Consider the following 24,834-nt stretch of genomic DNA (forward strand, 5'->3'; position numbering starts at 1 on the left):
TTAGTATGCGTTTAGAAATAATAGAATATATCCAGTCTAATAATGAATTAAAACAATTTATTCGTGAACAGCCAATGTGGTATCGTACTCTATGCAGACATCCAGAGGAGATTGAGCGATTTGAAATCGCCTCATTACATTATTATAAAAGGACGATACCACATCGTATGGAGAAATTTTCAAATGGGGTTCAAATGGCCTCCATGATGATGAATATGGTTCAGGCAATGTATACTCAAGGTTAAAAACACATTTTTTAAATGTGTTTTTCTTTTTATCTTTTTTGTGTCCGGAAGCAGATTTTATATTGCTGCATTCGTATATTGTTCTAGGTCCAGATAGACATGAGCTTGGGAATCTTTACTAAGGTAGCTTATTGAATTTTTATGCAAAGTTAGGATTATTATAATGTTTTCCTCATCAAATGCAGAAACATGAATAAATATCATAAAAAAGTTGAGTAAAATTCCTTGATTTGAAGAATTATAAAATCAAGGAGTGATTAGAGATGAGAAAGTTGATAGGACTAGCCATAATATTAGTTATTTTAAGCGGCTGCAGACAAAATATACCGAAACCGGAAACGATAAATGCAAAGGCATCAACAGCCAATTATATAAGTCAAATGAAGCAGGAAGCAACGATTCGTCATTTTGTTAGAGGAAATGATTTATTTGTGGAATGTTTTGTACCATATGTTTCATTTTCAGGACTTAATAAAGGACAGCCAGCAAAAATAAAGGTTTATGTCGACGGTGAGCTAAAGGGAGAATACAACACAGCGGCATTTATCATGAAGGATCTAAAAAATGGTATTCATTATATTAAGGTTGATATTGTAAAACCAAATAATAAGAGTCTAGGGTTGAGCAAGAAGTTTTATATCACTATATAAGCATGTAATTTAAATTCGCTTGCCTAATAAAAACATGGTAATATAGTTTATGGAGGTGAGCTCTTTTGCTTGCAACTATTGAAAGATTGGAAGTAGTGTCAGAGGCAGAAATTTTAGCAAGAATGGTTTTGCAATCAGACACCGCTATAAAATATAGAAAAGCATATTATAGTTTAAAAAATGATCCTGAAACACAAAGAAAGATTGCCGAATTTGTGCGAATGAAGGATCTGTATGAGGATGTACAAAGATTTGGGAGATACCATCCAGATTATAAATATATAAATCAAAAAACACGGGAAGCTAAGCGGGAAATGGATCTAGATGAAAATGTTGCACAGTTTCGGAAAGCCGAGAACGAGCTCCAACAAATCTTAGATGAAATTAGTGTGATTGTTGGTAAATCTGTTTCCGAGTATATCAAGGTACCAACAGGTAATCCTTTCTTTGATTCCGGTTCTTCCTGTTCCGGCGGCTGTGGCTCCGGTGGTGCTTGCGGCTGTTCAGCATAACATACAAATTGGTTATTATAATAATATCGTTTTATTCTACAAGGGATGCATATGTATTCCCTTGTATTTTTATCTTATGAATATTGCTCATATATAATTTTATATGGTAAACTTATGAGAATAAATTAAGGGGATATAGAATATGCGTTCAGATAGACAAGGGCTAATCATTTGGTTAAATAATTTAAAGCATGCTAAATCACTAAGGCGGTTTGGAAATATACATTACTTATCCAAAAAAATGAAATACATTGTTTTATATTGTGATCGGGATGAAATTGAGATGCTGGAGGAAAAAATCGGGTCTCTTCCTTTTGTACGCAAGGTGGAGCAATCATACAAGCCATTTTTGAAGACGGAATTTGAAAATTCAAAACCAGATAAAGCAAAAGAATATGACTATAAAATCGGAATATAAAAACAGGCGGATATTATCCACCTGTTATTTTTCTGTAAAGCATTACTGTAGAGGCTTGATAAAATGGTTCATTCTTAATATTCCAATTAAATATTGATAATATAATTCCTTCTCAGCAAACAGAGTAGAAGGCTTTACATCTAATTCAATAATATTTTTGTTTAATTGTTCTGCAGCTATGTGGAATAGTTCGTATCTTTTGTTCGGCAAAACAGTCGGATTTGGAATTCCCTCCCGGCAAATGTATAAAGCTTGAAAGTCTCCTGGATCCGTTGGTTGCAGAACAGCTACCAAAGATGTGACTTCCTTTCCATTTATAGTGGTATTTAATGCTAGTAAATGTGCTAGCCGATGACGGTTACTTTTTGCTAGTTCTATTAATTCATATATATCGGAAAATCCTTCACCAAGCTCGATAAATCGCTGTATCATTTATGTCCCACACTTTCCATATTCTTATTTTAAATAACTCAATAATCAAGTAGCAAACGAGTTCATTATTAATGTATCATTGAACTATAAAAAAGAGAAGAATTACTACCATATAATTTCTGTAAAAAATGAGGTAAGATAATGCGGAAAACTGGAAACTGGAAACTGTCTGTTTTTATATTAACAGCCGTTTTAGTTAGTGTGATATTTTTTCAATGGAGAAGTTTTTCATCGGAAGAAAACAAAGAAGAACTTCCAAAAGTGGATATCGATTCTTCCATAAAACATCAAAATAATTATTTTACTATTTACCAAACTATACATCAATTATCGCCGAATACTTATGAAGTAATATTTCCGAAGAATATAAAAAATGTAAAATGTTCAAGTGATTCAGGAAAAAAATGTACCTGGTCAGATGCAAAAAAATCAAAAATCAAAATTAATGGCAGAAGTGTAACATTTTCTTATACCATTGATAGAAAAGCCAGCACTGATTTTTATCTTTTGAAAGATTGGTCTATTCAATTAAAAAATGTACAAATGGATAAAGTAAAGATACAACTATCAGAAAGCCAGTTCCAATATGGTACCTGGATAGCAGGTGGTCATACTGTCGCAGTAAAACATCTTGATTTTATCGATTACTACGTTTTTGATAGCAAAGGCGATATTCCGGCATTGCTCTGGAGGAATAAAAAGCTAATGAAAATGGAAGTAAATAATTGGTTCACTATATACCATAGTAAAGACACGAAGATCCCGGATTTTGATTTAAACGTGCTTCAAAAAATGAAAGAATTGCCCGCACAGTTTATTTTTTATACGGATAAATATCCAACGGAACAAATTGGGTCTCTTATCATTTTAAATAAAAGGGATACAGAAAATCTGAATGCTATGATTGTTCAATCCCAAATTAAGAATCAATATCACTTTCCAAAGGGTGAGGAATGGTTTAGAGAGGTTATTGCCGCATGTATTCTGGAAAGACCAATCGGGAGCGAAAAAGCTCAACAAATGTATGAGCAATTAGTGAAAACATTAAGCCAGGAAGAATTAAAGAGGTTGTCAAATGAAATAGTTGGCTGGAGCAAAGCTACATTAAATGATCAGGATCTGGATCTCTTATTACAAAGAATCACCGGATACCGAACAAATTTTTTTCATGAGAATAATAATGAAAAAAGCCCTTTACAAAATTTACTATTACTTGATCCACATTTAGTAAAATGGAAAGACCAAGAGATGGATGATATTAATATTATTCTCCAAAACGGAAAAAGAATGTATCCTCTTGAAAAGATGCTGACTGTACTTGGCTATACTGTCAAACAAAATGGTTCTTTTATTGAAGTTGAAAAACCGAATCAACTTTTTCAATTCCGTCTCAATAGTCATATATTTTATTATAATAATGAAAAATATGGAGTGTTAACGAATCCAATCTCAAGCTTAAATCAACAATATTATATAGAAGAGAACTGGTTAACTCAGCTATTTAACATAAAAATAAAGGTCAGTGACAAAGAAATTCATGTATTGGAATAACAAAATAAAAAACCCTGCAGAATTACTGCAGGGTCCTTCTATATCCTATGTAAAGGACAGAAGGCAAAGGGAGAGGAGAAACCGGAGGAAGAACTTATGGGGAAACGTAAGTCTTCTCCGCGGTTGGCAACAACATCTAAAATGATGTCGCTAATAAAAGTATCACCAACCGCGGTAAAATTATACATCATCGATTAATGGGTTTTTATAGAAGTTTTGCTTTTCCATCTATATTGCATTATGGTAGGATAATAAGGAAAAAAATAAATAAATTATTGTGGTGAATAGCATGAGGGTAATATCGGGAACCCGTAAAGGAAAATCGTTAAAATCAGTGCCTGGCACCCAAACAAGACCGACAACAGATAAAGTGAAGGAAGCCATATTTAACATGATTGGTCCTTATTTTTCCGGCGGGATTGGTTTGGATTTATTTGCAGGTAGTGGCGGACTTGGGATCGAAGGAATAAGCAGGGGATTGGACAAGGTTATTTTTGTTGATCGTGATATCCAAGCCTATCAGACTGTTAAGTCAAATATTAAAGAATGCGGATTTGAGGAGCAAAGCGAAATATTTAGAAATGACTCTGAACGTGCCTTAAAGGCTTTAATAAAGAGAAATATCACTTTTGATGTCATTTTTTTAGATCCTCCATATAAAAAACAAAAGCTAATCAATTTATTACAAATGATTAATGATGCAAACATGTTAAATGAAAACGGTTCCATCGTATGCGAGCATAGCTCTGATTTAGAATTGCCAAATGCGATCGGAAATTTTGCATTAATCAAAAAAGTGAAATATGGAATCATTGGTCTTTCTATTTTTCAAATTGATACATATGAGGGAGAGGAATAAGAATGACAAGTATTGCAGTTTGTCCTGGTAGCTTTGACCCAGTTACAAATGGTCATTTAGATATCATCAAAAGGGGAGCAAGAGTTTTCGACAAGGTATTTGTAGTAATACTAAATAATTCATCTAAAAACCCACTTTTTTCAGTCGAAGAAAGGAAACAATTAATCGAGGAAGTAACAAAGAGTATTCCGAATGTTGTTGTGGATACTTTTCAGGGGCTATTAGTCGATTACGCAGCAAGTGTCAATGCGAACGCTATTATTCGCGGCTTGAGAGCGGTTTCTGACTTTGAATATGAGATGCAAATTACGTCAATGAATAGAGTTCTAGATGAAAAAATTGAAACATTTTTCATCATGACAAATAATCAATACTCTTTTTTAAGCTCCAGTATTGTAAAAGAAGCAGCTAAATATAATGGCCGTATTTCTGATTTAGTTCCGCCGGAAGTGGAGAAGGCTCTCTTATTAAAATACAAAAAATAAATTTTTAAATGCTGCGCATATAGGAAATGCTGCAGCATTTTTTACAATGAAATATGTTTTAACGAAAACTTCTTTTATAATTAATGAAAATGTATAAAATAAGAGCACTAATGGTAATAAGTGGACCATAATGTAAACCCCACTGGTACATTTCCTGTAAATAAGGGTGGTGAAATCCATTTAAAAATACCGGTAGATCTGTCTTCCGATCAGGAGAGAAAAACCTTATATATATCGGCCTCCAAATGAAAAATGTTATGATAGCAGCCGTAAAGCCGTGTAAAATTCTTGCAATAAAGAATGGTTTAAAGCGGATATCTGTTTGAGCAAGAATACTAGCTACTTGTGCTTGGATGCTGAAACCACTAAATCCAAGAATAAAACTCGTCATAATAGCTTGCTGTAAAAGCGTCGAATGGAGAACCTCACTAATTAATTTACTTCCGAGAGTAATTTCAAATAATCCTGCAATATACGGGATGCTCAATGAAGTTGGAAAATGGATCGATAATAAGACGTTTCCTATAATACTTGCTAGAAAAGATGTAATATGAAGATGATATAATAGCCGATTGATAACGGAAAAAAGTATGATAAAACCACCAATCATTAATAGAGTCTGAATGGAGGAATTAACAGCATCTCCTAGCAGCTTACCAATTGGACGCTTGTCTTCTATTCTTGTTTTATGTAAGGCCCTTAAAGCTTCTCTAACTGGTATCCTTCTCATTTCATTCTTCACTTTTTCTTCCCGCGAATACCCATAAAACCTCATGAATAATCCAACCATAATATTACCCGTATAATGTGCAATGGCGAAAATAATACCTAAATCCTTGTTGTGAAAAAAACCAACTGAGACTGCTACGAAAATAAACAAGGGGCTAGAGTAATTTGTAAAGGAAACAAGTCTTTCTGCTTCAATCTGAGAAATTTGTTTTTCTTGGCGAAGACGAGCTGTTATTTTTGCACCTGCCGGATTACCAGAAGCCATCCCCATTGCTAAAGCAAATCCGCCTACACCAGGAACTCGAAACAGCGGTCTCATTAACGGTTCAAGAATTACACCGATAAATTTAACAACTCCAAACCCTATTAGCAATTCCGATATAACGAAAAAGGGAAATAAGGATGGGAACACAACTCCCCACCAAATATTTAATCCGTCCACCGATGCTTCAGATGTAACCTTCGGAAGAACAATCATAGAAATGGCTAATAATGTAGCACTCGATGCTAAAAATACGGTTTTTAATTTTGATTTAAACAAGCATTGTCCCTCCTAATAATGATGATTCAAAATTAATATATTTATAGTTTGCCTATCCAGTCATTGGAACCGAATTTGTCCAATTTTATATTTACTTAATAATAGATTAGCGGATAGATAAAAGTTCAGCTTGATTACTTGTCCCCATATTTATCAATATACTCATAGTTAAATATTTTAGACCATATTATGTATTAAGTTTGAAATTCCAATTTCCAGTAATGAAGGCAGATCTTCTGTTGAAAGGGGTATGAGAATGGACAAACCGAAAATTGGTTTGGCTTTAGGGTCCGGAGGGGCAAGAGGATTTGCACACTTAGGTGTACTTAAGGTATTGGAGGAAAACAACATATCCATTGATTACATAGCTGGGAGCAGTATGGGAGCACTCGTTGCATCTTTTTATGGAATGGGGCATAGTATTGAACAGCTAATCAAGCTTTCTCTTGCTTTTAAAAGAAAGTTTTATTTGGATTTCACTGTTCCGAAGCTTGGATTTATAAATGGAAATCGTATAAAGGAGTTTATTAAGCTTTTTACACATGGAAAAAATATAGAGGATTTGAAAATTCCAATTGCTATTATTGCTACAGATCTTGTTAAGGGGGAGGAGGTTGTCTTCACTAAAGGATCAATCTCTGATGCAGTTCGTGCAAGCATCTCTATTCCGGGTATTTTTGTTCCTGTACATATGAATGGAAAAATACTAGTGGATGGTGGGGTTATTGATCGAATTCCTTCCGCTATTGTTAGGAAAATGGGCGCTGATATTGTTATCGGAGTAGATGTTACTTTCAGTAAAAAAGAGACGGAAATTAACAATATATATGACGTAATTATGAAGAGTATAGATATTTTGCATATGGAGGCAATTTCCAGCAGACAGTTAGGTGCAGATATATTAATTCAACCAGATGTATCGCAATACAGCTCCACTGCATTTACAAATACAGAAGAGATTATCAAGATTGGGGAAGAAGAGACATGGAGGAATTTACAGGGGATAGTAGATTTGCTGGACCAGTGGAAGGAAGGGGAATAATAAAAATGGATCTCAGTAATACCTTCAAGGAAAAAAAATTAATATGATAAAACAGGTGAAAAAATTTCACCTGCTTTTGAATTAAATTCTATAACAAATATAGTTTCAAGCATCTTTTTAGTCATCTATTTTAAACTGTGCAAAGTGAGAAGTCTTTTATAAAAGGATTGGCGGCTGGGAAAATTCCATTTTCATAAGTCTATGTCTTTCCGGCTCCTTTAAGCCTAATGCATATGTCCTTGCTGCTTTAATATCTAAATCCAATGCAGCATTATCGAAAGAAGAAAGCTTTGAAATAATCGGCAAAGAAATATCTTTTTTACGTTCATTTAGATATTTTCTTCCACCTTGACTCATTCCTAGAAGTCTAATATATTCCGGGAGGTTTTTAGCGTTTTTCATGTCTATTTTCTTAGTATTTGTTAAAATATGCACGCACATTCTTTGAATTCTTGTCCATGTGTATCTTTTGGTTTTTACCCTTTTCATAAAATCATAAAAACTGATTGCCTTTTCGGCTTCCCGTAATAGCCTATGCTCAATACCTTCTTCTACCTCATAATAACGAGCAATTTCTTCCGGTTTTGAAGTAAGGAGCTTATATTGCAAAAACGGCCAGTACATTTCCCAGTGATGGAGATCACCAAAATGCTCTTTATAATTAATTAGCCCATTATAAGTAGAGACAGGTACATATTGTTGAATAGCCCCTGTATCCTTTTGCTCAAATATTGCTTTTCGAATCGCGGTAGCGCTCGCAATAGTAGAGGATGAGAAATCTTCATCATGATAATTGGCATTTTTCCTCGGAATTGTTTTAGCTTTCATGTCCGAGTGGATTTGATTGCGCATCTTTATGTATTGGTAGCCCAGAATATTGTTTGGCTTGGAAAGATCCAATAAATCATCTTCAAAAAACAAATCCTGAAAGCTTTTGGATAATGCAGATGGGTAGCTATTACCCTCTTGCATATATTTTTTTATATTTTCATTATAATGCTCCTGATTTCTATCTAAAAAACGAATAGTCTTTTCGAATACTTCTATATTCCCCGACTCACTTCCAAAGCAAAACGATTTACAGCCAAGTGCATCTAAAATAGCAACGGAGCCAAGTGCAAAAATTTCTGCTTGCTGTACAGCAAACTTATATGGTAACTCTACTACTAGATCTACTCCTGCCTCAAGTGCCATTTTTGTACGTGCCCATTTAGAGACAATTGCTGGTTCACCACGCTGCAAAAAGTTACCGCTCATCACCGCGATGACAATATCTGCTCTTGCAGCTTCTTTAGATTGAAGAAAATGGTATAAATGCCCATTATGAAATGGATTGTATTCCACTATAATCCCCGTACTGTTCATAATGTTCCTCCCCATATAGATAACAATAAGGGCTGTTATCAAATTGTTAAAAAAAATCCGATTTTAACTTGTTGCTTTTCGTATATTATAATAGACCCTGATATAGACTTAACTCGGAGCTCTTTTGCTTAAAAAAATATTCATTCATAACAAAAGATTAGGGTGTTACGAAGATTTTAGTCTGAAAAGCAACAAAGTATAAGAAAGAAAAGAGCCATATTAAATATTTTACCATCATTCTTAACAATATTTTTTAAATAATTTCCTCTGTACTCTGATATTTGCATTTTCTGCTAAACAGTATACAATACTAAGAATAGCTCATATATGAAGAATAGAGATTATTAAAGAAATAATAAGCAATTGGATTGGAATAGTTAACTTATAGTATCGGCATTTACGCTTTTGAAATTGTAAAGATAAAATATTGACAAAAGGTATGATGAAAGCTATAATTACCTTTGTTGCCTTGGGGTGATTTACATGAAATGGTCTACCATTCAGTTGCAGAAATATCGTGGTCAAAACATAGAGTTAGATGAAATGGTTGATATTACCGATGATCTTGTCAAAAGAGATCCACAGGTTCGCGGATGTTCTCCGATTCATGTTACGGGGTATGCGAATGTTACATCGGAAAAAGTAACCTTTCAGCTTCACATGACTGGAAATTTAATACTTCCTTGTTCTAGAACACTTAAGGATGTTAATTTACCAATTGATATTGATTCTACTGAAATATTTTTACTGAAGCCGACAGACATATATGAAGATGATGAGGCAGAAGTACATCAACCAATCGGTGAGGTTATTGACTTGAAACCAATTATCACTGAGTTGCTACTGTTGGAAATTCCGATGCAAATATTTAGCGAGGAAGCTCTTGACACGCAGCTCCCATCCGGAAGTGACTGGGAAGTAGTGATAGAAAACCAAGACAATCCAATGGATGGCAAGAAGGAAGAAAAGATTGATCCACGTCTTGCCGAACTAGCAAAATTCTTTGATAAAGAAGAATCTTAAAATTTGGAAGAACCAGCTTTCTGGATCTTATAAAACAGTGATCTCTTTAAGGAGGTGGGAAGAATGGCTGTACCTTTTAGAAGAACATCCAAAACAGCAAAAAGAAAACGCCGTACACACTTTAAATTACAAGTACCTGGCATGGTTCCATGCCCAAGCTGTAATGAAATGAAGCTTGCTCACCGTGTATGTAAAAATTGTGGAACATACAAAGGCAAGGATGTAGTTAATAACTAATATTTGTGTTCGAGCTTTTCTCTGATGTCATAATGACAGTCAGGTGAAAATATTACGCAAAAAAGGTGAAGAGACCATGGCTCTTCACCTTTTTTGTGTTCAAAATTAATTTTTAGAATCATTTTTGATTTTTAATGCTAGAAGAATGCAAAACATATGAGAAAAAAATCTCTCCAATTAAAATAAAATGTGATTTTTGAAATAGTCTATCTTTTCTATCAGTTGCATATGTATGAATAAAGGAATCTTCCTGTAGTAGAGGTTTATGCATAATTATTTTATTTATTAATATTATTGTTTTACTCAAGTGTAGGTCACAACTACTTAAGGGAGTTTATTAGCTTTGCAAAACTGTCGTATGAAGTGAAATTGCAAATGTATACGGTATTTGTATATCGTATGTGCTTATTACTGCTGTTTTTCTTATTATCTGCGACAGTTAGCAAAAATAAAAATGCTAAGGAGGGATAGAGTTGTCATCTACTCGACAAGATGCTTGGTCACATGATGAAGACTTATTATTGGCAGAGGTTGTTTTAAGACACATTCGCGAAGGAAGCACACAGCTTCAAGCATTTGAGGAAGTTGGTAAACAAATGAATCGTACGGCGGCTGCCTGTGGATTTCGCTGGAACTCATATGTTAGAAAACAGTATAAATCTGGAATAGAATTGGCTAAGAAACAAAGAAAAGAAAGAAAAAACAAACAAACGGATCATAGTGAACAGCCCGCACAAGTCCCTCAAGTTGAGGTTAACGATACCCAAGAGAATTTCGCTCCAAAAATCTCTTTACAGGATGTAATTGAGTACTTAAAAGAAATTCAATTATCACATGAACAAGTTCAAAAGGATAGAGTAGCACTATTCAAGGAGACAGATGAGCTTCGCCAAAAGTTGCATCAATTACAGCAAGTATATGATGAACAAAAAAAGGAATACAATGAGCTAGAAAACGAATATGCATCCATGCTTGCTATTATGGAAAAAGCCAGGAAAATGGCCTTAAAATGATAAGCAAGTTGCATCATCTGTTATGTTACATTTATTTTCCATAACAAAAAAACAAACAGCTGCTCAGCTGTTTGTTTTTTGTAGGAGAACACCTTCTGGGCACCATACTAATGGATTTTGGCCTAAATCTCTATCCATATCATAATCCACTGTTTGGAATCCCATCTTTTCCCAGAATTCCTTTGACTTCATTCTTGAATTTGTTTTAATAGGTAGCCCGTAGCCTTTTGCAAAATCTACCAAAGCTTTCCCGAAGCCTTTAAATTGATAATTCGGTAATACTTCTAATTTCCATAATTCCAAAAATGTTTGCTGTGGGTTAAAATATAAATCATATTTTGCATCTCTTTGATACAGGCTCATGCGAGCGACAAGTTTGTCAGCGAAATAAATTCCGTAGAATGGTGATTCAGAATTATCCTCTATAATATTTTCTTGGAGGTCTTCTAGCATGGATAATTCTTGAATTCCATATTCTTTAAACTTTTTAAATTCCTCTAATGTTTTATAGTTAACTTTTAATCTTTCTATTTTCATGGTTGCTTTCCTCCTTATTTTATCTAAATCCTAATCGGATAAATTGACTTTATTGATCTCAAATATATGTGATTATTAGCATATATTATTATTATATAACAAAAGAATAAAAAATTCTGCTTTTACATTCGAAAGCGTTTACAAAAAATGCAGGAAAAAATAATTTTTTGTAGAAATTTATTACTGTGATGCATTTTGTATGTTCAAAAGAGGCAAAAGCATTTCGTTTTCGATTTCACAACTATTGAAAGGGGTTTTGCTATGAAAAAGATTTTGATAGCAAATCGCGGAGAAATTGCATCTCGCATTATTAGAACGTGCAAGCTAATGGGGATCGAAACAGTAGCTATATACTCAGAAGCAGATGCGGACCTTCCATATGTTAAAGAAGCTGATAAAGCTTATTGCATCGGCGCACCGCCCGTGAACCAATCCTATTTAAATATGGATTTAATTATCGATACTGCAATAAAGGAAGGGGTTCAAGGGATTCATCCTGGGTATGGATTGCTTTCCGAAAATAGTACCTTCGCACGTAAGGTAATGGAAAAGGGTATTAAGTTTATCGGTCCAAATCCAGAAACAGTGGAATTAATGGGGGATAAAATTAGTGCACGCAATATCATGACTAAAGCGGGTGTCCCGGTTGTTCCTGGCAGTGTAAATGGTTTAAAAAGTATAGAGGAAGCGTTGGCTTTCGCTGCTACTATTGGCTATCCGGTCATGCTTAAGGCAAGCGGTGGAGGCGGTGGAATCGGAATGATTCGCTGTGAAAATGAGCAAGCGCTCAATCAACATTTTGAATCAACTAAAAATCGTGCAAAAGCTTATTTCGGTTCCGACGGAGTCTTTATAGAAAAATGCATCGACAATGCACGGCATATTGAGGTGCAAATATTTGCTGATCAGCATGATCAAGTAATTCATTTATTTGAAAGAAACTGTTCCGTTCAACGCAGAAATCAAAAGGTAATAGAGGAGGCGGGATCTCCTGCACTATCTGATGCAACAAAAGAAAAAATGTATGAAGCAGCTATTAAAGCCGCTAGAGCAGTAAATTATGAAAATGCGGGAACGGTAGAGTTCATTGTTGATGAGGATGAGAATTTTTACTTTTTAGAAATGAATACACGTTTGCAAGTGGAGCATCCTGTAACTGAAATGATTACATCTCTTGATCTTGTTAAGTGGCAGATAATCGTTGCCAGCGGCGAAAGATTACCGTTATCTCAGAATGAGGTTTTGCATAGGGGGCATGCAATCGAATTACGAATCTATGCGGAAGACCCTAAGACATTTTATCCTTCCCCGGGAACCATTTCTGTTCTGTCTTGGGGGAAAGAGGATGGAGTGCGAATTGATAGCGGCTACGCTGAAGGATTAAAGGTAACACCTTTTTATGATCCGATGATTGCTAAATGTATCATATACTCTGATACAAGGTCAGCTTGTATTCAAAAAGCACTTCAATTTGTAAGGGATACAAAAATTGAAGGAATTAAGACGAATATTCCTTTCATACAAGATGTTTTAGAAAGCGAAGTTTTTCAAAGAGGTTATTATTTTACAAATATCAGCAATAAAATAAAAACTATTAATCTTTAAAATTTGGAGGAAAAAGACATGAGAGAAGTATTGGCTACAATGGCAGGAACTGTATTGAATATTTTGGTAAACAACGGTGACGAAGTATCGGAAGGGCAAACTATTATCATGCTGGAATCCATGAAAATGGAAATTCCAATTGAAGCGGAGGTGTCTGGAAAAGTTTCAGAGGTAAAAATCAATATTGGTGATTTTGTTAACGAAGGAGACATTCTTCTTACAATTGAATAAACAATATACGACGAAGGGAGATGGCATACTTGACGAATACGATAGATCATACTACATTATCTGCCATTAAGGAAAAAATTATGGCAGGTGGCCCGGAAAAATATCATGAGAAATTAAAAAGTCAAAATAAGCTTTTTGTTAGAAAACGATTAACGAGATTATTTGATAACGGAGAATATGAAGAGGATGGCCTCTTTGCTAATTGTCAGGCAGAGGATTTACCTGCTGACGGAGTAGTAACAGCAATTGGAAAGATAAATGGGCAAACCGTTTGTGTGATGGCAAATGACTCTACGGTTAAAGCTGGCTCATGGGGTGCGCGAACAGTTGAGAAAATTATCCGTATTCAAGAAACGGCTGAAAAATTAAAGGTTCCACTATTATACTTAGTTGATTCAGCTGGTGCCCGAATTACCGACCAATTAGATATGTTTCCAAACCGCCGCGGTGCTGGCAGAATTTTTTACAATCAAGTAAAATTATCAGGGATGATTCCGCAGATTTGCTTGTTGTTTGGACCTTCTGCAGCAGGTGGAGCTTATATTCCGGCATTCTGTGATATCGTCATTATGGTGGATAAAAATGCTTCCATGTATCTCGGTTCGCCACGAATGGCCGAAAAGGTTATTGGGGAGAAAGTGACATTAGAGGAGATGGGCGGAGCAAGAATGCATTGCTCTGTCAGTGGATGCGGAGATATGCTAGTCCAATCTGAGGAGGATGCAATAGATGCTGCGCGTAAATATCTGCAGTATTTTCCGGAAAATTTCACGGAGAAGCCAAGCCAGGTTGAATCCATCAATCCTAGAAGTGGAAGAAGCATAGAAGAAATTATTCCGAAGCATCAAAATGCTCCATTTGATATGTACGAATGTATTGACTCCTTAATTGATGACGGCAGCTTTTTTGAAATCAAAAAGCTATTCGCTCCAGAAATTATTACAGGCTTAGCTAGAATTGGCGGAAGAGCAGTTGGTATCATTGCTAATCAGCCTAAAGTTAAAGGCGGTGTATTATTTGTAGATTCAGCAGATAAGGCTGCGAAGTTTATTCAGCTTTGTGATGCTTTTCATATTCCGTTATTATTTTTGGCAGATGTTCCGGGATTCATGATTGGTACAAAAGTAGAGAGAGCAGGAATCATTCGTCATGGTGCCAAACTAATTGCTGCCATGAGCTCTGCTACAGTTCCAAAAATCTCAGTAGTTGTTCGAAAAGCATATGGAGCAGGATTATATGCAATGGCTGGTCCAGCATTTGAGCCTGATTGCTGCATCGCGTTACCGACTGCGCAAATTGCGGTAATGGGACCTGAAGCGGCGGTAAATGCTGTATATTCCAATAAAATTCAAGCAATTGAAGATCCAAAAGATAGAATTCGCTATGTGCAGGAAAAACAAAAGGAATATCAGGAAACTATTGATATTTATAAGCTTGCCTCTGAATTAATAGTGGATGAAATTGTTGCACCAAATGATTTGCGAAAAGTATTAATTAACCGTTTTGATGTGTATGAAACAAAAGAAGTAAACTTTAGTACAAGGAAACATCCTGTATATCCTGTATAATCTAGAAGGCTGTCCTAAAGTGATTTATCGCTTTTGGGGCAACCTTTTTCTTTATTTTTTCACACTATTATCAAAATTTGTTACAATAGTATAAAATTATGCTAAGTCGAGGGATTTTAATGAAAATTGCTATTATCGGTGCAGGTTCAATGGGGCTTTTATTTGGAGGTTATTTAGGAAAGGAAAATATGATTACGATGTTAGCTAGAAGACAGGAGCAATCGGAGCTTCTTGCGCAAAAAGGAATAATCGTAAATTCGGAAAAGGACTGTTTTCATACTAATGTTATTTCCGATCCATTTGGTCATAGTTTAAATGAACAAGACTTAATAATAATTTCTGTTAAGCAATATCATCTTTCCCAAATCTTGCCGATACTTAATAATATTCCATACACTATCCCTGTGTTATTTTTACAAAATGGCATGGGCCATATTAATTTATTAAAGGAATTGAAAAATGAAACCATTGCAGTAGGCACTGTAGAGCATGGCGCATTGAAAACAAGTGAAAATACCGTTAAGCATACTGGAATCGGACAAACCAACATTGCTTTATTTAGAGGGGAAAAATCAAAGGTGAATACACTGATAAATCTGGATATACCTTACTTTCCCATTAATTTTCAAGTTAAATGGGAGGATATGCTGGTGAAGAAATTGCTGATCAATGCAATGATTAATCCTCTGACTGCTATACTAAATGTACGAAATGGAGACTTAATATCAAACTCTCACTACCTTTCTTTATTGAATACTTACTTTAATGAGGTATTTAGAGTATTTTCCTTTATGGACAAACAAATGATTTATGGGGAAATAGTGAAAGTATGCCGAAATACAAGTGAAAATAAGTCATCTATGTTAATGGATATTTTTCATAAACGAAGAACTGAAGTCGATGCAATCTTGGGATATATATTGGAAAGAGCAAAGACAGAAAAAATCCAAGTTCCTATTACAAACGCATTGTTTCAGATGGTTAAGGGAATGGAAGAAGAAAGAGGCGAATAATAATGGGGGTTTTTCTTTCATGGATTGCAGGTATATTAATAATTGCGCCCTTCTTTGCTTATCTTACCGTATTTTTTATTATTAAGATGACAACAAATAATCATCGAAAAGCTGTTTCGCATGCGATTGATATTACTACTTTTTTTCTTATATTATCGGTCAATGAGCTTGCTTTAGTAATTTGGTCGCATTCTTACCTGTGGTTAATTGCATTGGTTATGCTCCTCTCAGCTATTTGTTTTGTCTTCTTATATCGTTATGTGCGCAATGAAATAATATATACTAAAGTATTTAAGGGTTTTTGGCGTTTTAATTTTTTGTTATTTTTTACCAGTTATATTATTTTGATGATTTATGGCTTAACACGTAGTATTGTCGAATCAGTTGCTATGTATTAAAGAAGGGCTGTTCTCGTATTGATTGTTGATTTTCTTATATTGTTATATATGTATCCTAATAGTCTTCTTTTTCATAAGGAAGTTATATGCATTAGTCGTTATGAAGATTTTCTTCTGAAAAAGCAACAAAGTTCAAGAAAAGAGCCTTAAAGAAAGAAAATATTATAAGCAACTTTTTTTTCTTTCTTGCATAATAATGCTATACTCAAACAAGATTGATGAAGAAGATTATTGTTTTATTAAGAAATCGGAAAGGAAGATTCACCATATGGATCTGGAAAATATCTTAATTCCAGCAACGAACCGTTTTGCTTCCCTTTACATAGAGCAAAAGAAACCAGTGAAAGACTTTTTTCATTATGACATAACAGATAAGGAACTTTTTAAAAAGCGTTATAAAGATGTGCAAGCTCGCACATTTGAAAGAGATAAATTAGCTGATTGTATAGAAGCATATATGGAGAAATTCTCTCCCACTGATGAAGTAAAAAAGTCCCTTGCAAAATTAAGACAACCTGAATCGGTTGTGGTTATTGGGGGGCAGCAAGCGGGATTATTGACAGGACCGCTTTATACAGTACATAAACTCATTTCGATTATTCACCTTGCGAGAGAACAAGAGAAAAAATTACAAGTCCCTGTTGTTCCAGTTTTCTGGATTGCGGGGGAAGATCATGATTACTTAGAGGTAAATCATGTTTTTGTTGAAAATAACCGTACTATTAATAAGTTGAGTTATATTGAAGGCCCCATTGAAAAGCGAATGGTTTCTGATGTGGAATTTGATAAACTTCATATGAAAAAATGGGTTAAGAAAGTATTCGAGCATTTCGGTGAAACTGAATACACGAACGAGCTGCTTCACATGATGGACAACACAATTGCCCAATCCAAAACATTTGTAGACTTTTTTGTGAAGCTAATCCTTAATCTATTCTCTAAATATGGTGTATTGCTTATTGATTCTGCAGATAAACAGCTAAGAAGATTAGAGATTCCTTTCTTTAAACAGATTATTGAACAAAGTAGTTCTATTACCGATTTAGTATTAAAACAGCAAGAGATTATCGCTTCTTATGATTTTAACAATACGATTGAGATTGGGAAGAATGCGGTTAATTTATTCTATTATGATGGGAAGGAAAGAATTTTATTAGATTACTTCCCAGAGCAGGGTAACTATATCGGAAAAAATAATAAAGTCCAGTTTACAAAAATGGAATTATTAACAGAGCTTGAAAATCATCCAGAACATTTTAGTAATAATGTAGTTACCCGACCAATGATGGAGGAATGGTTATTTCCAACACTTGCTTTTATTGGAGGTCCTGGTGAAATCGCGTACTGGGCAGAATTAAAGCTGGCTTTTGAACATATGGGATTCGAAATGCCTCCTGTTATTGCAAGATTGAATCTTACAATCTTAGAACGTTCTATTGCCGCGGATATGAAGGAATTACAATTAGATGTTGAAAAGACCGTTCGTGATGGAGTGGAGGATGGAAGAAAGAAGTATTGGGATTCCGTAAAAGATGAAACGTTGGACGGACTAGTGCTAGAAGCAAGAGGTTGGCTGGAAAATCAATATAGTCAAATTTTATCCAAAAGTGATAAAGGGATAGAACCTTTGATCGAGAAAAATTTATCAATCCATCTGCGTCAGCTCGAGTTTTTACAAAGGAAAATCAATTTAAACATAGAACAAAAGCATGACAATGTTTTGGCAGTATATAGTCGTATTGAAAGAAGCTTACGACCAAATAACTCTCCGCAGGAAAGAATTTGGAATATCTTTTACATCATTAATAAGTATGGAACAACCTTTATCGATGATCTTTTATCCCTTTCATATGAGTTTGATGGTACCCATAAATTAATACGAATGTAAACCAGTTTGAGATTTCAAGCTGGTTTTTTTTATGAAAAAAACATGACAAAAAGCAGGAAATATTAAGGATGAAGTATAATTTAAAAAATAGGTGGTGAAAAGTGGGGGAATGTGGTACATTTATTTTAGAAAGTGGGGGCTTGTTCTATGTTCATGGGGGAATACCAACACAACATTGATACGAAGGGACGAATCATCATTCCCGCCAAGTTTCGTGAGCTCTTAGGTGAGACATTTGTTATCACGAGAGGACTTGATCGATGCTTATTTGGTTACCCAATTGAAGAATGGAAACAAGTCGAAGAAAAACTTAAAGCCCTCCCTCTAACAAAAAAAGATGCACGTGCCTTTACGAGGTTTTTCTTTTCTGGTGCTTCCGAGTGTGAATTGGATAAGCAAGGAAGAATCAATATTCCTACTCCGCTTGTAGGCTATGCTCAGTTAGAAAAAGAGTGTGTTGTTTTAGGAGTTTCCAATCGAATAGAGATTTGGAGCAAAGAATTATGGGAAGACTATTTTGAGGAATCGGAAGAATCATTTGCCGAAATTGCTGAAAATATGATTGGATTTGATATTTAAGCTTAAAGAAGCAATTGATTTTTGAAAACACAATTTTTCCTATGATTCGGTTGGAAAGGTGATATGTGAAATGTTTGAACATACAACAGTGCTTTTAAGAGAAACAGTGGATGAATTAAATATTAATCCTGATGGACTGTATGTTGATTGTACTTTGGGTGGTGCTGGTCATAGTAATTATTTATTGTCCAAGCTCTCTCAAAAGGGAAGATTAATTGCTTTTGATCAAGATATGACAGCCATTAATCATGCAAAAGAGAAATTAAAAGCATATGAAAATCAAGTAACTTTTATCAATAATAATTTTCAAAATATAAAGGTAGAGCTTAATCAAAGAGGAATTCATTCAGTGGATGGAATTTTATATGATTTAGGAGTTTCTTCCCCGCAATTGGATGTTCCGGAAAGAGGTTTCAGCTATCATCATGATGCGCCATTAGATATGCGCATGGATTTAGCAGGTGAAATATCCGCATATGACGTAGTCAATTCTTGGCCATACGAGGATCTAGTGAGAATTTTCTTCAAATATGGTGAAGAAAAGTTTTCAAAACAAATTGCCAGAAAGATTGAAGCTGCTCGCGATAATGCCCCAATTCAAACAACCGGACAATTAGTGGAGCTGATTAAAGAAGCAATTCCCGCTCCGGCACGAAGAAAGGGTGGACATCCGGCAAAAAGAGTATTTCAAGCTATACGAATAGCCGTCAATGATGAATTAAATGTCTTTGAAAGCTCTTTGCAAGATGCTATCCAATTATTAAATCCGCAAGGAAGAATCAGTGTAATTACCTTTCATTCCTTAGAGGATCGCATATGCAAAACCATTTTTAAGGAAGCAAGCACTGGACCGCAATTACCGCCTGGCATCCCGTTTGTACCTGATGAATACAAACCTCATTTAAAAATCATCACAAAAAAACCAATTGTGCCAAGTGACGAGGAACTTCAGCAAAATAATCGTGCTAGATCAGCAAAGCTCCGTGTTGCTGAGAAACTATAATCTTTTTTGATACTTGAAAATCTACAAATAATTAAAACCAATTTACGAGTAGAATAAGCTATACGAAAACATAGCGATTATGATAAATAGAAGGAGGAGATTAGCTTGAGTAACTTAGCTAGAAAACAACAATATATTGAACCGCAAAGACAACAAACAACCCAAACCAATCCACAAGTTCAGCCGATACATACTCGGAAATCCATAACATTGGGTGAGAAAATGCTGGGAATATTGTTAGTCGCCTTTATCAGTGTTATGGCCATTAAGGTTATTTCTACTCAAGCTTCAATCTATAAGGTGAATCGAGATATTCAGGATTTACAATCCTCCGTCCAATCACAGAAAAAGATAAATAATGATTTGAAGACACAGGTTAGTGATTTAAGCAGATACGATCGAATTAAGAAAAAGGCTGAAAAGCTAGGTTTGAAGTTAAACGAAAATAACGTCAAGGTTGTTGAAGGAAAATGAACAAGAAGAGAATTAATATCAATAGAGGAGCAGGAGTATTATTTTTAATATTCGGTCTGCTCTTTTTTATCATTATTGTAAGGTTTGTTACTATTCAGGTAACCGGGGAAGCGGATGGTGTAGTACTTGCTGCAAAAGCAGCAAAACAGTATTTGCGTTCCGATGTCATTGAGGCAAAAAGGGGTACTATTTATGATGATAAAGGAGAGGTCATTGCTGAGGATGTTTCCTCTTATTCATTAGCTGCAATCTTAGATAAAAGAATGACGATGGATCCTAAAAATCCACATCATGTGGCAGATCCCCAAATGACTGCTGAAAAATTATCGCAATATATTAATATGCCGCAAGAAGATATTTATAAGCTTCTAACCAAAAAGGGCGTATTTCAAGTTGAATTCGGAAAAGCAGGAAAAGATATTTCCTATAATACAAAGAAAAAAATTGAAGCCCTTAAATTACCGGGGATTATTTTCATTCCGAATTCGAAAAGATTCTATCCAAACGGAATCTTCGCATCTCATCTAATAGGCTATTATGCTCTTAAGAATGGTGACGATCCAAATTCGAAAATGGTTGGTAAAATGGGAGTCGAAAAAAGTCTTGAAAAATATCTTGAAGGTACGAATGGAAAGGCTACTTTTAAAGGAGATTTATGGGGATATTTATTGCCAGGTGCAAAAAAACAAGTCCAAGCTCCGAAAAATGGTGATAATGTCTATTTAACGATAGATAAGAAGATTCAAATCTTCATAGAGGACGCTCTTAATAAAGTCGATAAAAAATATAAACCCAAAAAAATGATGGTGATTGTAGCCGACCCAAAAACTGGTAAGATTCTCGGAATGGGACAAAGACCTACTTTCGAACCGATGACTAGAGAGGGTATTGAAAAAGCTTGGCAAAATGAAGCGGTTGAAACCTCGTATGAGCCTGGATCTGTTATGAAGATCTTTACACTTGCAACGGCTGTTCAGCAAGGTGTATTTAATCCTAATGACACATATAAATCTGGTCGATTTTATGTAAAAGGTGTTCCTAGACCAATAAAGGATTGGAATCAAGGAGCAGGCTGGGGAAACATTACCTTTTTGGAAGGACTGCAAAGATCTTCGAATGTTGCTTTTGCCACTTTACTTGATAAGATTGGTCAGGATACTTTCCGAACATACTTAGATCGTTTCCATTTCGGACAGCCTACCAATATAGGTCTTCCAAATGAAGCGACCGGAAAAATCCTTTATAATTGGCCGATTGAAAAATATACGACGACTTTTGGTCAAGGAACTACCGTTACTGCGGTGCAAATGATTCAAGCCGCCACTGCTATAGCGAATGATGGAAAAATGATGAAGCCATATGTAGTAGATAAATTAGTTAATCCAAATAATGGAGAAGTAAAGGAAACAAAGCCGGAAGTAGTAGGCAATCCTATTAGTGCAACGACAGCAAAGCAAGTCAGAAAGTATCTTCGCAAAGTTGTATCGGGGAAAGAAAATGTTGCAACAGGTACGGTCTATAATATTCCCGGGTACGAAGTAACTGGTAAGACAGGAACTGCTCAAATTCCCGGTCCAAATGGACAATATCTAGAAGGAGCGGAAAATTATTTGTTTTCTTTTCTTGGAATGGCACCAGAGAAGGATCCTAAATTAATTGTTTACGTTGCAATTCAGCAACCAAAATTAGCAGAAAATGAGAGTGGGTCTAAACCGGTTCAAATGATTTTCAATCCGGTAATGAAAAATAGCTTACAATATTTAAATATCAAGCCAACAAAGTCAACTGTGACAAAAACGGCAAAGGTACCGGATGTGAGGAACTTGAATATCACGGATGCACAGACAAAACTGCAAGATAGCGGTTTGCAGGTGGTTGTATTAGGAAATGGCACTACTATTAGTGATCAACTTCCAGTTAAGGGATCAGCTCTTATTGAAGGGGAAAAAATTATTCTGAAAACAGATCGAAATCCGTCCGTTCCCAATATGGTCAATTGGTCGAAAAGGGATGTTTTGAAGGTTGCCAATCTTTTAGATTTAAAGCTAAATATGACTGGTAATGGTTATGTAGCAAAACAAAATCTTACTCCAAATTCACCAATAAAAGAGGGGGACCTTCTGTCCGTAAATCTATTGCCTATGGATAAAATTATCGAGCAAAAAGCTAAAAAAGCAAACCAAAAAAAACTAGATAAAAATAATCCAAGTGAAAATTCGACTTCCCCACCGCTTGATTAATCTACAGTCCTTCCAATTGGAAGGGCTGTTCTTTTTTATTTCGTACAAGCATATATTCTAAGGAATAAATGGCATTCCAATGGGGAGGAAGAGCTAAACTGGAGGAGGATAGCCCTAGTGAAACGAGTGTCCAATGTTACGGTTAGAAAAAGATTAGTCATAACACTACTTATCGGATTATTAATTTTTGGGATAATTGATATGAGACTTGGGTATGTACAATTTTTTTCAGGGGATTGGCTTACTGCTAGAGCAAAGAACTTATGGAGCAGGGATATTACCTTTGAACCGGAAAGAGGAAAAATTGTTGACCGGAACGGTATTGCTATTGCATCGAATCAAAGTGCTCCCACAATATATGTTATCCCAAGACAAATTGAGGACCCTGCAGGTACTGCAGAGAAGCTGGCAGCGGTTTTAAAAGGCTCAAAGGAAAAAATTTATGAACAAATTACGAAAAAGTCCAGTAAGGAAAGACTAAAGGCTGGTCGGAAAATCTCTCCGGAAACAGCCAATAAAGTACGGAAATTAAATTTAAAAGGTGTATATATAGCGGAAGACTCGAAACGATACTACCCTTTTGGTCGTTACTTATCCCAGGTTTTGGGCTTTACTGGAATTGACAATCAAGGTCTCACTGGCCTCGAATTGACATATGACAAGGAATTAGAAGGGAAAAAAGGCTCTGTTCAATTTTATTCTGACGCAAAGGGGAAGAGAATGCCCAATATGTCAGACGATTATGTTCCGCCGGAGAATGGCTTAAATTTAAAATTAACGGTAGATACAAAAATCCAAACCATAATTGAACGAGAATTAAATAATGCAGAAAAAAAATATAATCCAGATGGTATAATAGCAATTGCAATGGACCCAAATACCGGAGAAATCCTTGGAATGTCAAGTCGACCAACATTTAATCCAGCAAACTATAAAAATGTTCCCCAGGAGGTATACAATCGTAATTTACCAATATGGAGCACATATGAACCTGGTTCTACCTTCAAAATTATTACGCTTGCTGCTGCATTGGAGGAAGGGAAAGTAAACTTAGAAAAGGAAAGCTTTTTTGATCCTGGGTATGTAAAAGTTGGAGGAGCTACACTTCACTGCTGGAAGAGGGGTGGACACGGAAGTGAATCCTTTCTCGAAGTTGTTCAAAATTCTTGTAACCCGGGATTTGTAGAATTGGGAGAAAGGTTAGGAAAGACTAAATTATTTGAGTACATTCGAAATTTTGGCTTCGGCCAGAAAACAGGTATAGATCTTTCCGGGGAAAGCTCTGGAATCTTATTTAATTTAAATAAAGTAGGACCGGTGGAATTGGCAACTACTGCTTTCGGACAAGGTGTTTCTGTTACACCAATCCAACAGGTTGCCGCAGTTTCAGCAGCGATTAATGGTGGTACATTGTATCAACCATATATTGCAAAGGAGCTGGATGATCCTGTGACAGGCAAGGTGGTAATGAAAAAAACTCCTGTTGCAAAAGGGAAAGTAATATCAGAAAAAACATCAAAAGAAATTCGCCATGCATTAGAAACAGTAGTTGCTCAAGGGACTGGAAAAAATGCCTTTGTAGATTCGTATCGAATTGGCGGAAAGACGGGGACAGCGCAGAAAGCGAAAAACGGAAGATATTTAGAAAACAATTATGTTTTATCATTCGTTGGTTTTGCCCCGGCGGACGACCCGCAAATCGTTGTGTATTTTGCTATTGATAATCCGAAGAATACAGTCCAATTTGGTGGCCAAGTAGCTGCACCAATAGCTGGAAATATTATTGGGGACAGTTTGCGTGCTATGGGAATCAACCCCCGTAAAAATCAGATTGAAAAGGAAATTACCTATCCACAGGTTCCGCTTGTTGAAGTACCGAACTTAGTTGGTTCTAGTAAAAAGGATTTTCTTGGAGTGGATGTTAATTTGAAGTTGGATATTAGCGGCAAAGGGGATACCGTTTTAAAACAAGATCCCGAACCTGGCAAGAAGGTAGAAATCGGATCTACTATCCGAGTTTATATGCATTAAAAAACAGGCGGCAAATAATTATTGCCGCCTGTTTTTTAAGAGTTAAGAATATAGGAAATTAAAAAACATGAAATTAATCGGAAAGCTGCATAGATTCATCCTCTTTTTTTTAGTAAAATAGAATCGATTGTTATTTTTTGATGGTGATTTCAAAATACATACAGT

At 35.4% G+C, this 24,834-nt stretch carries 26 protein-coding genes; 22 read left to right on the forward strand and 4 right to left on the reverse strand.

Features of this window, described 5'->3' with window-relative positions; genetic code table 11:
• Positions 1-5: 5 nt before the first annotated feature.
• The 4 genes from KHA87_RS03810 (at position 6) to KHA87_RS03825 (ending at position 1,825) form a co-directional block, all read left to right on the forward strand.
• Positions 6-245, forward strand: a complete 240-nt coding sequence (locus tag KHA87_RS03810) for a YlbE-like family protein (RefSeq protein WP_213092774.1) — start codon at positions 6-8, stop codon at positions 243-245.
• 263 nt (positions 246-508) lie between these two features.
• Entirely contained in the window at positions 509-895 is a 387-nt protein-coding gene (locus tag KHA87_RS03815; RefSeq protein ID WP_213092775.1) for a hypothetical protein, read from the forward strand.
• A 65-nt stretch (positions 896-960) separates the two neighbouring features.
• Positions 961-1,407: a YlbF/YmcA family competence regulator gene (locus KHA87_RS03820; RefSeq protein WP_213092776.1), complete on the forward strand. Its 447-nt coding sequence runs from the start codon at positions 961-963 to the stop codon at positions 1,405-1,407.
• 142 nt (positions 1,408-1,549) lie between these two features.
• Complete coding sequence (locus KHA87_RS03825) at positions 1,550-1,825, forward strand: YlbG family protein (protein ID WP_213092777.1); 276 nt, start codon at positions 1,550-1,552, stop codon at positions 1,823-1,825.
• A 42-nt stretch (positions 1,826-1,867) separates the two neighbouring features.
• Here KHA87_RS03825 and KHA87_RS03830 read toward each other — a convergent pair whose 3' ends face one another.
• Positions 1,868-2,257 (reverse strand): DUF7147 family protein, encoded by a 390-nt coding sequence (locus tag KHA87_RS03830; protein ID WP_213092778.1) that lies wholly within the window; start codon positions 2,255-2,257, stop codon positions 1,868-1,870.
• Positions 2,258-2,398: 141 nt separating this feature from the next.
• Between KHA87_RS03830 and KHA87_RS03835 the strand changes: the two genes are divergently transcribed.
• The 3 genes from KHA87_RS03835 to coaD all read left to right on the forward strand — a co-directional run bounded on the left by KHA87_RS03835 (position 2,399) and on the right by coaD (position 5,152).
• Positions 2,399-3,808, forward strand: coding sequence for a stalk domain-containing protein (locus KHA87_RS03835; protein ID WP_213092779.1), 1,410 nt, complete (start codon positions 2,399-2,401; stop codon positions 3,806-3,808).
• 289 nt (positions 3,809-4,097) lie between these two features.
• Positions 4,098-4,667 carry a 16S rRNA (guanine(966)-N(2))-methyltransferase RsmD gene (rsmD, locus tag KHA87_RS03840; protein ID WP_213092780.1) on the forward strand — a complete coding sequence of 190 codons (570 nt, stop codon included), beginning with the start codon at positions 4,098-4,100 and terminating at the stop codon, positions 4,665-4,667.
• Between the two features lie 2 nt (positions 4,668-4,669).
• Positions 4,670-5,152, forward strand: coding sequence for a pantetheine-phosphate adenylyltransferase (coaD, locus tag KHA87_RS03845; protein WP_213092781.1), 483 nt, complete (start codon positions 4,670-4,672; stop codon positions 5,150-5,152).
• A 58-nt stretch (positions 5,153-5,210) separates the two neighbouring features.
• On the opposite strand, the gene ylbJ is transcribed toward coaD, so the two are convergent.
• The gene (ylbJ, locus tag KHA87_RS03850) at positions 5,211-6,422 is read right to left on the reverse strand and encodes a sporulation integral membrane protein YlbJ (RefSeq protein WP_213092782.1); all 1,212 of its coding nucleotides are present in this window, start codon (positions 6,420-6,422) and stop codon (positions 5,211-5,213) included.
• Between the two features lie 256 nt (positions 6,423-6,678).
• On the opposite strand from ylbJ, the gene KHA87_RS03855 reads away from it, so the two are divergent.
• Complete coding sequence (locus KHA87_RS03855) at positions 6,679-7,464, forward strand: patatin-like phospholipase family protein (RefSeq protein ID WP_213092783.1); 786 nt, start codon at positions 6,679-6,681, stop codon at positions 7,462-7,464.
• Between the two features lie 156 nt (positions 7,465-7,620).
• Here KHA87_RS03855 and KHA87_RS03860 read toward each other — a convergent pair whose 3' ends face one another.
• Positions 7,621-8,829 carry a nucleotidyltransferase gene (locus KHA87_RS03860; protein WP_213092784.1) on the reverse strand — a complete coding sequence of 403 codons (1,209 nt, stop codon included), beginning with the start codon at positions 8,827-8,829 and terminating at the stop codon, positions 7,621-7,623.
• A 483-nt stretch (positions 8,830-9,312) separates the two neighbouring features.
• Here KHA87_RS03860 and KHA87_RS03865 point away from each other — a divergent pair, with 483 nt between their 5' ends.
• From KHA87_RS03865 to KHA87_RS03875, 3 genes are all read left to right on the forward strand, one after another.
• The gene (locus KHA87_RS03865; protein WP_213092785.1) at positions 9,313-9,852 is read left to right on the forward strand and encodes a YceD family protein; all 540 of its coding nucleotides are present in this window, start codon (positions 9,313-9,315) and stop codon (positions 9,850-9,852) included.
• Between the two features lie 63 nt (positions 9,853-9,915).
• Positions 9,916-10,089: a 50S ribosomal protein L32 gene (gene rpmF / locus KHA87_RS03870; RefSeq protein WP_213092786.1), complete on the forward strand. Its 174-nt coding sequence runs from the start codon at positions 9,916-9,918 to the stop codon at positions 10,087-10,089.
• A gap of 473 nt (positions 10,090-10,562) precedes the next feature.
• The gene (locus tag KHA87_RS03875) at positions 10,563-11,102 is read left to right on the forward strand and encodes an RsfA family transcriptional regulator (protein ID WP_213092787.1); all 540 of its coding nucleotides are present in this window, start codon (positions 10,563-10,565) and stop codon (positions 11,100-11,102) included.
• Positions 11,103-11,165: 63 nt separating this feature from the next.
• Here the strand turns inward: KHA87_RS03875 and KHA87_RS03880 are convergent, their stop codons facing one another.
• On the reverse strand, positions 11,166-11,639 hold the full coding sequence (locus KHA87_RS03880; protein ID WP_213092788.1) for an N-acetyltransferase: 474 nt from the start codon (positions 11,637-11,639) through the stop codon (positions 11,166-11,168).
• Positions 11,640-11,900: 261 nt separating this feature from the next.
• On the opposite strand from KHA87_RS03880, the gene KHA87_RS03885 reads away from it, so the two are divergent.
• The 11 genes from KHA87_RS03885 to KHA87_RS03935 all read left to right on the forward strand — a co-directional run bounded on the left by KHA87_RS03885 (position 11,901) and on the right by KHA87_RS03935 (position 24,669).
• Positions 11,901-13,244, forward strand: a complete 1,344-nt coding sequence (locus KHA87_RS03885) for an acetyl-CoA carboxylase biotin carboxylase subunit (RefSeq protein WP_213092789.1) — start codon at positions 11,901-11,903, stop codon at positions 13,242-13,244.
• An 18-nt stretch (positions 13,245-13,262) separates the two neighbouring features.
• Positions 13,263-13,475 carry an acetyl-CoA carboxylase biotin carboxyl carrier protein subunit gene (locus tag KHA87_RS03890; protein ID WP_213092790.1) on the forward strand — a complete coding sequence of 71 codons (213 nt, stop codon included), beginning with the start codon at positions 13,263-13,265 and terminating at the stop codon, positions 13,473-13,475.
• Positions 13,476-13,555: 80 nt separating this feature from the next.
• On the forward strand, positions 13,556-15,043 hold the full coding sequence (locus KHA87_RS03895) for an acyl-CoA carboxylase subunit beta (RefSeq protein WP_249310302.1): 1,488 nt from the start codon (positions 13,556-13,558) through the stop codon (positions 15,041-15,043).
• Between the two features lie 119 nt (positions 15,044-15,162).
• Entirely contained in the window at positions 15,163-16,056 is an 894-nt protein-coding gene (locus tag KHA87_RS03900; protein WP_213092792.1) for a 2-dehydropantoate 2-reductase, read from the forward strand.
• A 2-nt stretch (positions 16,057-16,058) separates the two neighbouring features.
• Positions 16,059-16,454 carry a DUF3397 domain-containing protein gene (locus KHA87_RS03905; protein ID WP_213092793.1) on the forward strand — a complete coding sequence of 132 codons (396 nt, stop codon included), beginning with the start codon at positions 16,059-16,061 and terminating at the stop codon, positions 16,452-16,454.
• Positions 16,455-16,722: 268 nt separating this feature from the next.
• Positions 16,723-18,342: a bacillithiol biosynthesis cysteine-adding enzyme BshC gene (gene bshC / locus KHA87_RS03910; protein ID WP_213092794.1), complete on the forward strand. Its 1,620-nt coding sequence runs from the start codon at positions 16,723-16,725 to the stop codon at positions 18,340-18,342.
• Positions 18,343-18,489: 147 nt separating this feature from the next.
• Positions 18,490-18,921, forward strand: coding sequence for a division/cell wall cluster transcriptional repressor MraZ (gene mraZ / locus KHA87_RS03915; protein ID WP_213092795.1), 432 nt, complete (start codon positions 18,490-18,492; stop codon positions 18,919-18,921).
• Between the two features lie 70 nt (positions 18,922-18,991).
• Complete coding sequence (rsmH, locus tag KHA87_RS03920; protein WP_213092796.1) at positions 18,992-19,924, forward strand: 16S rRNA (cytosine(1402)-N(4))-methyltransferase RsmH; 933 nt, start codon at positions 18,992-18,994, stop codon at positions 19,922-19,924.
• A 105-nt stretch (positions 19,925-20,029) separates the two neighbouring features.
• A complete protein-coding gene (gene ftsL / locus KHA87_RS03925; RefSeq protein WP_213092797.1) occupies positions 20,030-20,398 on the forward strand; it encodes a cell division protein FtsL in 369 nt (122 codons plus the stop codon).
• A complete protein-coding gene (locus tag KHA87_RS03930; RefSeq protein WP_213092798.1) occupies positions 20,395-22,638 on the forward strand; it encodes a penicillin-binding protein in 2,244 nt (747 codons plus the stop codon). The genes ftsL and KHA87_RS03930 overlap by 4 nt, the downstream gene beginning before the upstream one ends.
• Positions 22,639-22,755: 117 nt before the next feature.
• A complete protein-coding gene (locus tag KHA87_RS03935; RefSeq protein ID WP_213092799.1) occupies positions 22,756-24,669 on the forward strand; it encodes a stage V sporulation protein D in 1,914 nt (637 codons plus the stop codon).
• Positions 24,670-24,834 lie beyond the last annotated feature (165 nt).

It is taken from the genome of Bacillus sp. FJAT-49736, from assembly GCF_018343615.1.
Classification (GTDB): domain Bacteria; phylum Bacillota; class Bacilli; order Bacillales; family Bacillaceae_C; genus Margalitia.

Excerpts from the sequence above, each read along its gene's own strand:
- KHA87_RS03810 (WP_213092774.1), top strand. The coding sequence starts at position 6 with ATGCGTTTAGAAATAATAGAATATATCCAGTCTAATAATGAATTAAAA.
- KHA87_RS03815 (WP_213092775.1), top strand. The coding sequence starts at position 509 with ATGAGAAAGTTGATAGGACTAGCCATAATATTAGTTATTTTAAGCGGC.
- KHA87_RS03825 (WP_213092777.1), top strand. The coding sequence starts at position 1,550 with ATGCGTTCAGATAGACAAGGGCTAATCATTTGGTTAAATAATTTAAAG.
- KHA87_RS03830 (WP_213092778.1), bottom strand. The coding sequence starts at position 2,257 with ATGATACAGCGATTTATCGAGCTTGGTGAAGGATTTTCCGATATATAT.
- KHA87_RS03835 (WP_213092779.1), top strand. The coding sequence starts at position 2,399 with ATGCGGAAAACTGGAAACTGGAAACTGTCTGTTTTTATATTAACAGCC.
- rsmD (WP_213092780.1), top strand. The coding sequence starts at position 4,098 with ATGAGGGTAATATCGGGAACCCGTAAAGGAAAATCGTTAAAATCAGTG.
- coaD (WP_213092781.1), top strand. The coding sequence starts at position 4,670 with ATGACAAGTATTGCAGTTTGTCCTGGTAGCTTTGACCCAGTTACAAAT.
- KHA87_RS03855 (WP_213092783.1), top strand. The coding sequence starts at position 6,679 with ATGGACAAACCGAAAATTGGTTTGGCTTTAGGGTCCGGAGGGGCAAGA.
- KHA87_RS03860 (WP_213092784.1), bottom strand. The coding sequence starts at position 8,829 with ATGAACAGTACGGGGATTATAGTGGAATACAATCCATTTCATAATGGG.
- KHA87_RS03865 (WP_213092785.1), top strand. The coding sequence starts at position 9,313 with ATGAAATGGTCTACCATTCAGTTGCAGAAATATCGTGGTCAAAACATA.
- rpmF (WP_213092786.1), top strand. The coding sequence starts at position 9,916 with ATGGCTGTACCTTTTAGAAGAACATCCAAAACAGCAAAAAGAAAACGC.
- KHA87_RS03880 (WP_213092788.1), bottom strand. The coding sequence starts at position 11,639 with ATGAAAATAGAAAGATTAAAAGTTAACTATAAAACATTAGAGGAATTT.
- KHA87_RS03885 (WP_213092789.1), top strand. The coding sequence starts at position 11,901 with ATGAAAAAGATTTTGATAGCAAATCGCGGAGAAATTGCATCTCGCATT.
- KHA87_RS03890 (WP_213092790.1), top strand. The coding sequence starts at position 13,263 with ATGAGAGAAGTATTGGCTACAATGGCAGGAACTGTATTGAATATTTTG.
- KHA87_RS03895 (WP_249310302.1), top strand. The coding sequence starts at position 13,556 with ATGGCAGGTGGCCCGGAAAAATATCATGAGAAATTAAAAAGTCAAAAT.
- KHA87_RS03900 (WP_213092792.1), top strand. The coding sequence starts at position 15,163 with ATGAAAATTGCTATTATCGGTGCAGGTTCAATGGGGCTTTTATTTGGA.
- KHA87_RS03905 (WP_213092793.1), top strand. The coding sequence starts at position 16,059 with ATGGGGGTTTTTCTTTCATGGATTGCAGGTATATTAATAATTGCGCCC.
- bshC (WP_213092794.1), top strand. The coding sequence starts at position 16,723 with ATGGATCTGGAAAATATCTTAATTCCAGCAACGAACCGTTTTGCTTCC.
- mraZ (WP_213092795.1), top strand. The coding sequence starts at position 18,490 with ATGTTCATGGGGGAATACCAACACAACATTGATACGAAGGGACGAATC.
- rsmH (WP_213092796.1), top strand. The coding sequence starts at position 18,992 with ATGTTTGAACATACAACAGTGCTTTTAAGAGAAACAGTGGATGAATTA.
- KHA87_RS03930 (WP_213092798.1), top strand. The coding sequence starts at position 20,395 with ATGAACAAGAAGAGAATTAATATCAATAGAGGAGCAGGAGTATTATTT.